A 13,235-nucleotide genomic window follows, 5' to 3' on the forward strand; every position below is an offset into this window, starting at 1 on the left:
TCGCGGGCGGCCGGTCGAGAGCGGCGGCTACAGGAAGTAGAGACGGCCGAGCGAGACCGAATCGGCGGGCGCCGAGACGAGGGGCTCGCCGTCGAGCGAGACCAGGCCCGTGCCGGGGTGCACGTCGACCGTGCCGGTACGGGCGTTGCGGAGCATGTTCCCCGGCCCGATGCCCCGGGTCCCCCGGACCGCCACGCGGCGCCGGCGCGTCGGCATCAGATCGCCGCTCCGGACGGCGGCCTCCGCGACGAACGCGACCGAGATGTCGGCCGCGGTGGCCCCGTGGGCCCCGAACTGCGGTCCCAGGACCAGTGGTTCGCACCGGTCGGTGGAGGCGTTCGGATCGCCGGTGACCCCGTACGCGGGGAAGCCGGACTTGAGGACCAGCTGCGGTTTGGCGCCGAAGTACTGCGGCCACCACAGCACGATGTCGGCCAGCTTGCCGACCTCGATCGAGCCGACCTCGTGCGCGAACCCGTGCGCGATGGCGGGGTTGATCGTCAGCTTGGCCATGTAGCGCAGGACGCGCTCGTTGTCGTCCCCGCTCGCCGCCGTGCCGTACGAGTCCCCGCCGTCCAGGGGGCCGAGCTCGGCCTTCATCTTCCCGGCCATGGCGAAGGTGCGGCGGACGGTCTCGCCGGCGCGGCCCATGCCCTGGGCGTCGGAGGAGGTGATGCCGATGACCCCGAGGTCGTGCAGGACGTCCTCGGCGCCCATGGTCCCGGCCCGGATGCGGTCGCGGGCCATGGCGGCGTCGCCGGGCAGGTCGACCTTGAGGTCGTGCGCCGAGACGATCATGCCGAAGTGCTCTGCCAGCGCGTCCCGGCCGAAGGGCAGGGTGGGGTTGGTGGAGGAGCCGATGACGTTCGGCACGCCCGCCATCTTCAACACGTTGGGGACGTGTCCGCCGCCGCAGCCCTCGATGTGGAAGGCGTGGATGGTGCGGCCGTCCAGGACGCTCAGGGTGTCCTCGACGGACAGGCATTCGTTCAACCCGTCCGTGTGCAGGGCGACTTGGACATCGTGCTCCTCGGCCACCCGCAGCGCGGTGTCCAGGGCGCGGGTGTGCGCGCCCATGTCCTCGTGGACCTTGAAGCCGCTGGCGCCCCCCTCGGCGAGCGCCTCGACGAGCGGGGCCGGATCGGAGGAGGAACCGCGGGCGAGGAAGCCGATGTTGACGGGCCAGGCGTCGAAGGCGTTGAAAGCGTGGCGCAGCGCCCAGGGGGAGTTGACGCCGACGGCCCAGACGGGGCCGAACTCCTGGCCGATGATCGTGGTGACGCCGGAGGCCAGCGAGGCCTCCATGATCCGGGGCGAGAGCAGGTGGACGTGCGTGTCGACGGCCCCTGCGGTGGCGATCATGCCTTCGCCGGAGACGATGGTCGTCCCGGTGCCGACCACCACCTGCACTCCGTCGAGCGTGTCAGGGTTCCCCGCGCGCCCGATGGAGGCGATGCGGCCCTCGCGGATGCCGATGCTGGTCTTGCGGATGCCGAGGACGGCGTCGATGACGAGGACGTTGCTGATGACGAGGTCGCAGGTCTCCCGGACGGCGGCGGCCTTCAGGTGCAGTCCGTCGCGGGCGGTCTTGCCGAACCCCGCCAGGAACTCGTCGCCCGGCTTCTGGGAGTCGGACTCGACGCGCACGATGAGGCCGGAGTCGCCCAGGCGCACCCGGTCCCCGGCCCGCGGTCCGTGCACGGCCACGTAGTCGTACGGGTCGGTGGCGTCGGCCGGGATCGCGCCGGGCCGGCCGTGACACCCCGCGGCGTCGAAGATGCTGCCACTCATGCCTGCTCCTGGTATGCGGTGAGGTAGCCCGTGGCCCGGGCCTTGGCCAGCGCGGCCTCGCGGGCGCCGGGGGCGTCCAGGGGGCCGTCGACGAGCCCGGCGAAACCGATGGCGACGCGCGCCCCGCCGATCGGCACGAGCTCCACGAAGACGGTGGCTCCGCAATCGAAGCGGACCGTGGAGCCGGCCGGTACGGCGAGCCTCGTGCCGTACGCCGCCGCGCGGTCGAAGGCGAGGCGCGGGTTGGCCTCGAAGAAGTGGAAGTGGGAGGAGACGCTGATCGGCACGGTGGCGGTGTTGCGCACCGGCAGCCGCAGCGCCGGTTCGGCGGGCCGGTAGCCCTCGCCGTCCCCGGGCATGGTCGCGCCGGGGGCGGCGAGGCCGAGTGAACCCCGCTGCCGGAACGGGTCGTCGATGACGCAGAGCCGCGTCCCGTCGTCGAACACCGCCTCGACCTGGAGGCTCGTGACCACGTCGGGTACGCCGGGCAGCACCTCGTCGGCGTCGAGGATGCCGCGCCCGGCCTCGATCGCCTCCGCGAGGCGGCGGCCGTCGCGGGCCGCCTCGCACACGGTGTCCGTGATCAGTGCGGTCGCCTCGGGGACGTTGAGCTTCACGCCCCGGCGGCGCCGGGCGCGCGCCAGTTCCGCTGCCGTGAAGATCAGCAGCCGGTCCCGCTCGGTGGGTGTCAGTCGCATACTGCCTCGTTCCCGGGCTAGGTCGTGTCTTACGGGAGCGGCTCGTGCATCGTGGAGCAGTGGATCCCGCCGCCGCCCGCCATCAGCCGGTCGACGTCGATCTGGACGATCTCCCGTCCGGGGAAGGCCTCCGCCAGAGTGCGCACGGCGGCCGCGTCCTTCACCGCGTCCCCGAACTGGGCGGTGATGACCGCTCCGTTGACCACGTGGAAGTTGAGGTAGGAGTCCACGAACTGGGAGTCCTTGGAGCGGACCGTGTCGGGGCCCTCCACCCGGATCACCCTCAGCCGCCGCCCCCGGGCGTCCGTGGCGCGGGAGAGGATCGAGAACTGCTCGCGGGCGTCCCGCGCCCAGACGTCGTCGCGGTCCGCGGGCGGAACCTGCACCATCACCACGCCCGGGCGCACGAAGCGTGAGGTCACGTCGATGTGGTCGTCCGTGATGTCCTTGCCCTTGATGCCGGGGACCCAGATCATCTTGTCCGCGCCGTACGCGTGCAGGACGGCGTCCTCGATCTCGGCCCGGCTCATGCCCCGGTTGCGGTTCTTGTTGACCAGGCTGCTCTCCGTGGCCATGAGGGTGCCGTCGCCGTCGGTCTCGATCGCCCCGCCCTCGCCGACGAACTCCGTCCGGCCGAAGCGCAGGTGGAGGTCGTCCGCGACGAGCCGCGCGACGTCGGCGTCGTACGCGTGCGTCTGCTTGCCGCCCCACCCGTTGAAGCCCAGGCCGAGGGCGTCGAGCCCGCCGCGGCCGTCACGGCGGAAGACCGGTGCGATGTCCCGCATCCAGAGGTCGTCCGTGGGGATGGAGTCGATCACGGTGACCGCCGGTCCGCACAGGGACCGGGCCTTGGCGGCGGTGTAGGCGTCGGGGGCGCACAGGACCACCGGCTCGTGGCGGGCAATGGTCCGGGCGATCAGGGCGATGTCCTGCTGTACCCCGGCGAGGCGCCGGCCGCCCCAGACGGAGGACCGGGACGGCCAGGACATCCACGTACGGGCGTGCGGTACGTCGTCCCGGTCCACCCAGCGGCTCGGCATCGCCGCACTCGCCCGCTGCGGCGCCGCCGCCGTGGCGCCCAGGGCCACACCCGCGGCTCCGAGCCCCGCGGCTCCGAGGACGCGCCTGCGGGAGGGCTGGGCGGAGCCGAACAGGCGGCTGAGGAGGGAGCGGCTGTCGTCGTGGGAGGTGCTCATGTCCCGACTCTGTCATTGACTGAAAATTCAGTCAAGACGTGGAGCGAACAGAAGCCCCCGCCCGGAAGCGGGGGCTGGAGGGGCCGGGGTCGAAGGGGGTGCAGGGGGCTCGCCGGGGCGGCTCGCCCGGCGGGTGGCTCACGTGTCCGGGTCGCCTCACGCGCCCGGGCGGCTCACCCGCCCGGCTGCGCCAGGTGCCGGAGCTCGGCCGTGATGGCCGTGGTCATCAGTTCGCGCGCGTGCGCCAGGGGCAGGCTGCCGCTCAGCCAGCGCGAGCTCAGCCCCTCGACCAGGGCCGTCAGCCGCTCGGCGGCTCCGGCGAGCGCCGCGGCCCCCGCCATGGGCCGGACCCGGCCCAGCAGTTCGCCCACTTCCTGTACCCAGACGAGGGTGGCGCGGGCCAGGTCCTCGCGCAGGTCGGGGTCGAAGACGGCCGTCGCCCGCAGCTCTCCCCAGGCCGTGCTGTTCTCCCGTACCGCGGGGCTGTCCTGGAATTCGAGGAGGAGGGTCTCCTCCAGCTCGCCCTGGGCGTCCAGCGGGGGAGCGTCGGGCTCCCGCTCCGTGGTGTACCGTCCGGCGCGGTCGTTGATGAACTCCAGCGTCGCGCGCAGGATCCCGGCGCGGTCCTTGAAGTGGTAGTAGATCAACGCCGTGGACACGCCCGCCTCGGCGGCGAGCTCCTCCACGCGCAGGCCGCGCACGCCGCGTCGGGCGATGACCCGCGCGGCCCCTTCCATGATTGCTGTTCGACGGTCCGCCACGCCGACACCCTACCTGGGTGCGCATGACACGTACGACCCGATTCCTGACTGAAATTACAGTCGGATAGGATCCGAGGCCGTTCGGGCGACCGCACATCCGCCGATCCGCCCCCGTCGCCGGGAGAGCCACCATGACGACACCACCACCGGGCACCGCCCCGCACCCCCTCCGGGCGCCCGCCGCCGACGATCCCCGCGAAGTGGGCGGCTATCGCGTGGTCGCGCGGCTCGGCGCCGGCGGGATGGGCCGCGTCTACCTCGCCTACACCCCGGGCGGCCGCCCGGTGGCGCTGAAGGTGGTCCGCCCCGAGCTCGCGGGCGACCCCGAGTTCCGCCGCAGGTTCGCCCGGGAGGTGGCCAGCGCGCAGCGCATCCACGGGCTCTACACCGCCCAGGTCGTCGACTCGGGCGCCGACGACCCCACCCCGTGGCTGGCCACCGCGTACGTCCCCGGCCCCTCGCTCCAGCAGGCGGTGCACGCGTACGGCCCGCTGCCCGTGCGCACCGTGCTGCTGCTCGTCGCCGGCATCGCCGAGGCGCTCCAGGAGATCCACCGGGCCGGGGTGGTCCACCGCGACCTGAAGCCGGCCAACGTCCTGATCGCCGCGGACGGACCGCGCGTCATCGACTTCGGCATCGCGCGGGCCGCGGACGCCGGCGCGCTGACCGGTACCGGGCTGCGGGTGGGGACGCCCGCCTTCATGGCCCCCGAACAGGCGCTGGGCCGGCCTGCGGGCCCGGCCACGGACGTCTTCGCGCTGGGCGCGCTCGCCGCCTACGTGGCCGGGGGCCGGCCGCCGTTCGGCGAGGGCGCCGAGCCCGCGGCCCTGTACCGGGTGGTGCACGAGGAGGCGGACCTGCGCGCGGTCCCGGCCGAACTGCGCCCGCTGCTGCGGCACTGCCTGGCCAAGGATCCGGCGCACCGGCCGAGCACCGCCCAGGTGGTCGAGGCGGTACGCGGCCACCCCGCGGCCGGCGGGGAGCTGCGGTTCACCGAGGACTGGCTGCCGCACCAGGTCACCACCGAGCTCCGCCGCCATGTCGATGCCGACCTGCCCGTGCCACCGGACCGGGTGTCGGACGGGGTGCCGGGCGGGGTGCCGGGCGCCGCGCCCGCAACCGCCTTCGACGCGGCCCGCACCGTGACCGCCCCGCGCGTCGTGCCCGTTCCCGGCCCGGCCGAGGGCGGGGAACCGCAGTCGCGCGGCGGCCGCAGAAGGGCTCCGGCGCCCGGGCGCGGGCGGGGCCGTACGGCGGTGGTGGCCGCCGCCGCCCTGCTGCTCGGGGCCGCCGGGGCCCTCGCGCTGATCGACCCCTACGACGGCGGTGGTGACGAAGGCGAAGCCGACGGCCCGGCCGGGGCCGTCGCCGGGGCGCCCGCCCCGACCCCGACGGCCGCCCCGACGGCCGCCCCGACCCCGGCGCCCACCCCGCCCCCGTCCGCCGCGGCCCCCGGGTACGCCGCCGTCCACACCGGCACCGAACTCACCGCGCCGGACCAGACCTACGAGTTCGACGTCAGGGCGGGCCGGGTCGTACCGCAGGAGACCGTCTCCTGGTACGTCGGCCGGAGCGCCACCGAGTTCCACGTCCCCGAGAGCAGCGACGCGTACGTCCTGCCGGCGGGGCGGCAGGGGCTCGCCGACTGCCTCAAGGGCATCGACGGCCGGCCCGTCACGGCGCTGCCCTTCGCCACGCTGCGCGCCGGCCGGACCTTCTGCGTACGGGACCGGGACGGGCGGGACGTCGGGATCGTCACCGTCCTCACGGCCGGCCCGGGCGAGGGGCCCGTGAAGGTCTCCGTGGACTACTACCGGCGCGAGGGATGACCCGCCGGCGGATTGACTGAATATTCAGTCAGTGTCAGAGTGGAGGCATGACCTCCCCTTCTTCCATGTCCCGCCGTACCGCTCTGCGCGCCTTCGCCGGTATCGGAGGTGCACTCGCGTTCGGAGCCGCTGCCTGCGCTCCGGCCGATTCCGGCGAGGCCGGTACCGACGCCTCGACGACCCCCGGCCCCGGGACGATTTCGGCCGCGGGGCGCAGGTTCCCCGCCGAGTGGGAGAGCCACGCGCGCACCTTCATGTCCTGGCCCGCACTGGACCGGGTCTGGTACGAGCAGCTGCCGGCGGTACGGGAGGACATCGCGCGGGTGGCCCGCGCGGTCGCCGCGTACGAGCCCGTCGTGATGCTCGCCCGTCCCGATCAGCAGGCGGCGGCGCAGAAGGCGTGCGGCTCGCAGGTCGAGGTGATCGCGGTCCCGGTGGACGACCTCTGGGCGCGCGACACCGTGCCGGTGTTCGTCGAGGAGCCGGGCAGGCTGCTCGGCGTCGACTTCAACTTCAGCGGGTGGGGCAACAAGCAGGAGCACCGCAACGACGCCCAGGTCGGCCGGGTCCTGCTCGCCAAGTACGGGATCGAGCGCGTGCAGGCACCGCTCGTCGCCGAGGGCGGTTCCTTCGAGACCGACGGCCAGGGCACCCTGCTGGTCACCGAGAGCTCGGTGGTCAACAAGAACCGCAACCCCGGCAAGAGCCGCGACCAGATCGAGGCGGAACTCAAGAGCACCCTCGGCATCAAGAAGGTGATCTGGCTGGCCGGAGTGCGCGGCCAGGACATCACCGACGCGCACGTGGACAGCCTCGTCCGGTTCACCGCCCCCGGTGTCGTCCTCCTGGACCAGGCGTTCCCCGGCTCCCCGCCGGACGTCTGGTCGCGCGCGGCCGACCAGGCGAGGACGGTGTTCAAGGAGGCGACCGACGCGCGCGGCAAGCGTCTGGAGGTCGTCGACCTGCCCCAGCCGGACCTCGACAAGATCACCGGCCGCGGGGACGCCTTCGTGTCCACGTACGCCAACTTCTACGTGGCCAACGGCGCGGTGTTCATGCCGCGGTTCGGGGACGCCGCGGCCGACGACCGGGCGAAGGGGATCCTCCAGGAGCACTTCCCCAGCCGGGAGATCGTCCCCGTGAAGATCGACACCATCGCCTCCGGTGGGGGCGGCATCCACTGCTCGACGCACGACCAGCCGGGCAAGCCGGCCGCCGAGCAGCCGTAGCCCGGGGGCGTGCGAGGTGGTGCGGTACAGGGTGAGTGCGCTTCCGCGCGCCGGGGTCAAGCCCCCTGACACGCCGGTCGGCGGCAGCCAGAATCAGTCGCCCGCAGGCAGTTTTCAGCCTGTGCCGCACCATCCCTGAGGGGGAACCGTGCACGTGAAGTCCATCCGCACACGTCGGCTCCGGCGCTGGGGGCGCGCCGCGACCGTCGGTGCGGCCGGCGCCCTGCTGGCGCTGACGGCCGCCACCCCGGCCGGGGCCGCCACCGCCCAGCCCAAGACCACGGGCCTGACACCCGCCTACGACAGCCCCTTCGCCCCGCAGGCCCTCGTCGGCGGCATCTTCGGCGGCTGGCCGGTGACCATGCGCTGCTGGCGCGACGGGGCGTGGGCGAACGGCACGAACCGCTGGTTCCTCGTCGAAGGGGGCGGATACGACCCGTACTCGGGCCGCCCGGCCTACGTACGGGGCTTCGTGTCGGCCAACAAGATCACCAACCAGGTCAAGGTCGATCGCTGCCGCTGACCCGGCACGCACCCTGCTCCGGCCCGCCGCGCCTCGGTAGGCTGGAGCGGAGGGCGATCCGGGAGCCGTGAGGGAGTTACGGGAGGTACGGGAATGGCCGCGACCCGAGACACCGCATCCGCATCCGCATCCCCACCGGTCCCGCCCGGGCCCGACCCCGGGCTCTTCGGCCCCGCCTCCGTCACCTGGCAGTGCCACGGCGACCCGATCATGTGGATCGCCGGAGTCCGCGCCCTCTACCTCCAGGCCCTGCACCCCCGCGCGGTCCGCGGGGTCGTGGAGAACAGCGACTTCCGCTCCGACGCCTGGGGGCGGCTCTTCCGAACCGCCGACTTCGTCGGCACCGTCACCTACGGCACCACGGAGTCCGCCGAGCGCGCCGGCGCCCGCGTCCGCCGCATCCACCGGGCCCTGTCCGCCACCGACCCCGCCACCGGAGAGCGGTTCCCCGTAGACGACCCCGGACTGCTGCTCTGGGTGCACTGCGCGCAGATCGACAGCTTCCTGCACGTCCTGCGCCGCTCCGGGGTCCGCCTCACCGCCGCGCAGGCCGACCGCTACGTCGACGAGAACCGGGCGGGCGCCCGCCTCGTCGGCCTCGACCCGGCGCAGGTCCCGGCCGACACGGCTGCCCTGGCCGCGTACTTCGAGGAGGTCCGCCCCGAGCTCGCCGCCGGACCCGACGCCCGGGCCGTGGTCGCCTTCCTGCGGAGCCCGCCCACCCCCGCCCTCCTCATCCCTGGCCGAAACCTGCTGTGGCGCCCGGTCGCGGAACTGGCCTACGGTTCCCTCCCCGGCTACGCGCACCGGCTGTACGGGCGGCCGGCGCCGCCGGCGCCCGTCATCACCCGTCGCCTGCGCCTCACCGGTACCCTGCTGCGCAGCATTCCCGCAGGTCTGCGGTGGCAGCTGCCTCCAGGTCACATCTTGAAAGCGATGCGCCGCATGGGCCCCGGGAGCCGCCCCTCGGCGTACACACTGCGTACATCAGCGGCCATACTGGACCGGCCGGGGAGGGCGTAGGACGGAGCACGACAACGGGGGCGGCTTTAAGACATGGCGGAGTCCAGACTGATCCAGGGCCGTTACCGGTCACTCGATCTGATCGGGCGCGGCGGCATGGGCGAGGTGTGGCGCGCCCGGGACGAGTCGCTCGGCCGGCAGGTCGCCGTGAAATGCCTCAAACCGCTCGGGCCCGAGCAGGACAACCACTTCACCCAGGTCCTGCGCGAACGCTTCCGCCGCGAGGCGCGCGTCGCCGCGTCCCTCCAGCACCGCGGGGTCACCGTCGTCCACGACTTCGGTGACGACAGCGCCGCGGGCGGTCCCCTCTACCTCGTCATGGAGCTCCTCGACGGCCGCAACCTCAGCCAGCTCCTCGACGACAACGAGACGCGCCCGCTCCCCGTGGACGTGGTCGTCGACACCGCCGAGCAACTGGCCGCCGCCCTCGGCTACACCCACGACCAGGGCGTCGTCCACCGCGATCTGAAACCCGCCAACATCATGCGGCTCACCGACGGCACGGTGAAGATCTGCGATTTCGGCATCGCCCGCCTCGCCCACGACATCGGCTTCACCGCCAAACTCACCGGCGGCGCCATGGCCATGGGCACCCCGCACTACATGTCGCCCGAGCAGATCGCGGGCGGCGAGGTCGACCACCGCAGCGACCTCTACTCCCTCGGCTGCGTGCTGTACGAGATCGCCACCGGCGCCCCGCCCTTCGACCTCGGCGACTCCTGGTCGGTGCTGGTCGGCCACCGCGACAACGCGCCCGTACCGCTGCGCGAGCACCGGCCCGAACTGCCCGAGTACTTCGAGCACGTGGTCCTGGACCTGCTGGCCAAGCGCCCCGAGGACCGCCCCGGCGACGCCCGCCACCTGCACCGGCGGCTCGTCGAGGGCCGCGTCGGCCCCGGCGGCCTGCCCGGCGCCCAGGCACCCCTCCCGGCGTGGGCGCACGGGATGACCGCGGGCCGCAAGGCGGGCACCGGGGCCCGCCCCGCGAGCGGCGCCTGGGCCGTGCTCACCGGCTCCTGGACCGCCGGGCGCCCCGGCGGCGAGCACCGGATCCTGCGCCCCGCGGCCGCCGAGGACCCCCGGCTCACCGCGCCGTACGGGATTGCGACCCCGGGCTCCTCCGCGCTCGGCTCCCCGGCGGAGTCCGGTCCCGAGGCGCTCTGCGCCGACCACACCCGGGCGTTCGCCCTCAGCCGCGCGGACCGGCCCGAACAGGCGCTGGCCCTGTACGAAGCCGTCGCCGAGGGGCGCACCCGGGTCCTCGGCGCCGACCACCCCGACACCCTCGCGGCCCGCCAGGAGGCGGCGTACGAACTGGGCCGGCTCGGACGCCACCGCGAGGCCCACGACGTCTACCGCGCGGTGCTCGTCGCCCGGGAGCGCGCCACGGGCCCGCTCCACCCCGACACGCTGCGCTGCCGCCACAGCCTCGCCTGCGCCCTCGGCGATCTGGGCCGGTTCGCCGAAGCCCACCGCACCGCCGCCGAGGTCGCCGCCGACCGGGCGGCCGTGCTGGGCGCCGAGCACGCGGACACGCTGCTGACCCGGTACGAGGTCGCGTACGCGCTGGGCCGCCTCGACCGCTGGCAGGAGGCCCTGGACGGGTTCCGCCACGTCGCCGCCGTACGGGAACGGGTGCTGGGCCGCGACCATCCGGACACCCTCGCCGCCCGCTACGAGGTCGGCATCGCGCTCGGCCGGACCGGCCACGCCGCCCAGGCCCTGGACCTGTTCCGGGGCCTGGTCCGCGACCGCACCCGCGCGTACGGCGCCGCCGACCCCGAGACCCTCCGCGCCCGGCACGTCCTCGGCGTCAACCTGGGCCGGCTGGAGCGCTGGGAAGAGGCGGTGGCACAGGCCCGGCAGGTGGCCGCCGCCCGGGCCGGGGCGCTCGGCGCCGAACACCCCGACACCCTCGTCAGCCGCCGCGAACTCGCCGTGGGGCTCGGCCGGCTGGGGCGCTGGGACGAGGCCCTGCCGGTCTACCGGGAACTCTCCGGCATCCGCGAACGCTCCCTCGGCGACGACCACCCGGACACGGTGGCGGCCCACGCCGACGAGGCGCACTGTCTGGAGCGGCTCGGCCAGGTGTGTTACCAAGAGCCATGACGAGCTTCGGGCACGATGTATACGACGACGTGATCGTGGGCGGCGGGCACAACGGACTGGTCGCCGCCGCGTACCTGGCCCGGGCGGGCCGATCCGTGCTGGTCCTGGAGCGGCTCGGGAACACCGGCGGCGCCGCGATCTCCACCCGCCCCTTCGTCGGCGTGGACGCCCGGCTCTCGCGCTACTCGTACCTGGTCTCCCTGCTCCCGGGGAAGATCGTGCGGGACCTCGGGCTGGAGTTCGCGGTCCGCAAGCGGACGGTGTCCTCGTACACGCCGGTCGAGCGCGACGGGCGGGCCGCAGGGCTCCTGGTCGGCGGCGGGGAGTCCCGCACCCGCGAGTCGTTCGCGCGGCTGACCGGCTCGGAGCGGGAGTACGAGAGCTGGCGCGCCTTCTACGGGCGGACCGGGCGGCTCGCCGGGAAGGTCTTCCCGACCCTGACCGAGCCGCTGCCCACGCGGGCGGAGCTGCGGGCCCGGATCGACGACGAGACGGCCTGGCGGATGCTGTTCGAGGAGCCGCTCGGGCGGGCCGTCGAGGAGCACTTCGCCGATGACCTGGTGCGGGGCGTGGTGCTCACCGACGCCCTGATCGGCACGTTCGCGGACGCGCACGACGCCTCGCTCGTCCAGAACCGCTGCTTCCTGTACCACGTCATCGGCGGCGGCACGGGGGACTGGGACGTTCCGGTCGGCGGGATGGGGGCGCTCACCGACGCGCTGGCGACCGCGGCCCGGGCGGCCGGGGCCGAGATCGCGACGGGGCACGAGGTGCTCCGCATCGAGACGGACGGGCGGGCGCCGGCCGAGGTGACCTTCCGTACGGCGGCCGGGGAGGGGCGGGTCGTCGGGCGGACGGTGCTCGTCAACGCCTCGCCGCGGGCCCTGGGCGAACTGATGGGCGAGACGGAGCCGGCGCCGCCGGTCGAAGGGGCGCAGCTGAAGGTCAACATGCTGCTGCGGCGGCTGCCGCGGCTGCGGGACACCTCGGTGGATCCGCGCGAGGCCTTCGGCGGCACGTTCCACATCGCCGAGGGCTACGCGGAACTGGCACGGGCCTACGCCGAGGCGGCCACCGGCGAACTGCCGTCCGTACCGCCCTCGGAGATCTACTGCCACTCGCTGACCGACCCCACGATCCTCGGGCCGGAGCTCGTGGCGCAGGGGTACCAGACGCTGACCCTGTTCGGCCTGCACACCCCGGCCCGGTTGTTCGGACACGACAACCAGGGCGCGCGCGAGGTGCTGCTGACCGGGACGCTCGCGCAGCTCGACGCGCACCTGGCCGAGCCGATCACCGACTGCCTGGCCTTCGACGCGGACGGGCGGCCGTGCATCGAGGCGAAGACCCCGCTGGACCTGGAGCGCGAACTGCGGCTGCCCGGCGGGCACATCTTCCACCGCGACCTGTCGTGGCCGTACGCGCAGGACCAGGGTGCGGCCGGCCGCTGGGGGGTGGGGACCCCGTACGCCAACGTCCTGCTGTGCGGCGCGGGCGCCGTGCGCGGAGGCGGCGTCAGCGGGGTCCCCGGCCACAATGCGGCGATGGCCGTCCTGGGGCACTGACCGCGCTTACGCGGCGGCTCCGGCGGGCTCGATCACGACGATCGGGATCTCGCGGTCGGTCTTGCTCTGGTACTCGTCGTAGTCCGCCCAGTGCTTGACCATCACGGGCCAGTACGCGGCGCGCTCCTGGGGAGTCGCGGTGCGGGCCGTGCCCTGGAGCACCTTCGGGCCGACCTGGATGCGGACCTCGGGGTGGGCCGTGAGGTTCTTGTACCAGAGCGGGTGCTCGTCGTCGCCGCCCTTGGAGGCGACGATGAGGTAGCGGCCGTCGGCCTCGCCGTAGATGAGCGGGGTGCGCACGGCATTGCCGGAGACCCGGCCCACGGTGGTGAGCAGCAGCGTCTGGGTGCCGTTCCAGTGGTGGCCCTCGGCCCCGTCCGTCGCGACGTACTGCTTGACGTGGTCGAGCTGCCAGGTGCCCTGCTTGGGGTCCTTCGGGTGGTCCCAGTCGATGTCGGAGGTCGCCATGTGCCTGTACCTGCCTTCGCTGTTGAACTGCCTGAGAGGGGGG

The 13,235-nt window shown here is 74.0% G+C and carries 11 protein-coding genes; 6 read left to right on the forward strand and 5 right to left on the reverse strand.

Annotation, left to right across the window (positions count from 1 at the left end; translation table 11 throughout):
• Positions 1 to 27: 27 nt before the first annotated feature.
• The 4 genes from AB0M92_RS16605 to AB0M92_RS16620 form a co-directional block, all read right to left on the reverse strand.
• Complete coding sequence (locus AB0M92_RS16605) at positions 28 to 1,791, reverse strand: urease subunit alpha (protein WP_366102859.1); 1,764 nt, start codon at positions 1,789 to 1,791, stop codon at positions 28 to 30.
• On the reverse strand, positions 1,788 to 2,489 hold the full coding sequence (gene ureA / locus AB0M92_RS16610) for an urease subunit gamma (RefSeq protein ID WP_366102860.1): 702 nt from the start codon (positions 2,487 to 2,489) through the stop codon (positions 1,788 to 1,790). Before ureA ends, AB0M92_RS16605 begins: the two co-directional genes overlap by 4 nt.
• Before the next feature lie 29 nt (positions 2,490 to 2,518).
• Positions 2,519 to 3,685, reverse strand: coding sequence for an agmatine deiminase family protein (locus AB0M92_RS16615; RefSeq protein WP_366102861.1), 1,167 nt, complete (start codon positions 3,683 to 3,685; stop codon positions 2,519 to 2,521).
• 173 nt (positions 3,686 to 3,858) lie between these two features.
• Positions 3,859 to 4,446: a helix-turn-helix domain-containing protein gene (locus tag AB0M92_RS16620; RefSeq protein ID WP_366102862.1), complete on the reverse strand. Its 588-nt coding sequence runs from the start codon at positions 4,444 to 4,446 to the stop codon at positions 3,859 to 3,861.
• Between the two features lie 131 nt (positions 4,447 to 4,577).
• Between AB0M92_RS16620 and AB0M92_RS16625 the strand changes: the two genes are divergently transcribed.
• From AB0M92_RS16625 to AB0M92_RS16650, 6 genes are all read left to right on the forward strand, one after another.
• A complete protein-coding gene (locus tag AB0M92_RS16625) occupies positions 4,578 to 6,275 on the forward strand; it encodes a serine/threonine-protein kinase (RefSeq protein WP_366102863.1) in 1,698 nt (565 codons plus the stop codon).
• A 47-nt stretch (positions 6,276 to 6,322) separates the two neighbouring features.
• A complete protein-coding gene (locus AB0M92_RS16630; protein ID WP_366102864.1) occupies positions 6,323 to 7,504 on the forward strand; it encodes an agmatine deiminase family protein in 1,182 nt (393 codons plus the stop codon).
• A 154-nt stretch (positions 7,505 to 7,658) separates the two neighbouring features.
• Positions 7,659 to 8,027 carry a hypothetical protein gene (locus tag AB0M92_RS16635; protein ID WP_366102865.1) on the forward strand — a complete coding sequence of 123 codons (369 nt, stop codon included), beginning with the start codon at positions 7,659 to 7,661 and terminating at the stop codon, positions 8,025 to 8,027.
• Positions 8,028 to 8,120: 93 nt separating this feature from the next.
• Positions 8,121 to 9,050: an oxygenase MpaB family protein gene (locus tag AB0M92_RS16640; protein ID WP_366102866.1), complete on the forward strand. Its 930-nt coding sequence runs from the start codon at positions 8,121 to 8,123 to the stop codon at positions 9,048 to 9,050.
• A 33-nt stretch (positions 9,051 to 9,083) separates the two neighbouring features.
• The gene (locus AB0M92_RS16645; RefSeq protein ID WP_366102867.1) at positions 9,084 to 11,159 is read left to right on the forward strand and encodes a serine/threonine-protein kinase; all 2,076 of its coding nucleotides are present in this window, start codon (positions 9,084 to 9,086) and stop codon (positions 11,157 to 11,159) included.
• On the forward strand, positions 11,156 to 12,724 hold the full coding sequence (locus AB0M92_RS16650; RefSeq protein WP_366102868.1) for an NAD(P)/FAD-dependent oxidoreductase: 1,569 nt from the start codon (positions 11,156 to 11,158) through the stop codon (positions 12,722 to 12,724). The genes AB0M92_RS16645 and AB0M92_RS16650 overlap by 4 nt, the downstream gene beginning before the upstream one ends.
• Positions 12,725 to 12,730: 6 nt before the next feature.
• Here the strand turns inward: AB0M92_RS16650 and AB0M92_RS16655 are convergent, their stop codons facing one another.
• Positions 12,731 to 13,192, reverse strand: a complete 462-nt coding sequence (locus tag AB0M92_RS16655) for a nitroreductase family deazaflavin-dependent oxidoreductase (RefSeq protein ID WP_366102869.1) — start codon at positions 13,190 to 13,192, stop codon at positions 12,731 to 12,733.
• Positions 13,193 to 13,235 lie beyond the last annotated feature (43 nt).

Source organism: Streptomyces sp. NPDC051582 (assembly GCF_040681715.1).
Classification (GTDB): Bacteria; Actinomycetota; Actinomycetes; order Streptomycetales; family Streptomycetaceae; genus Streptomyces.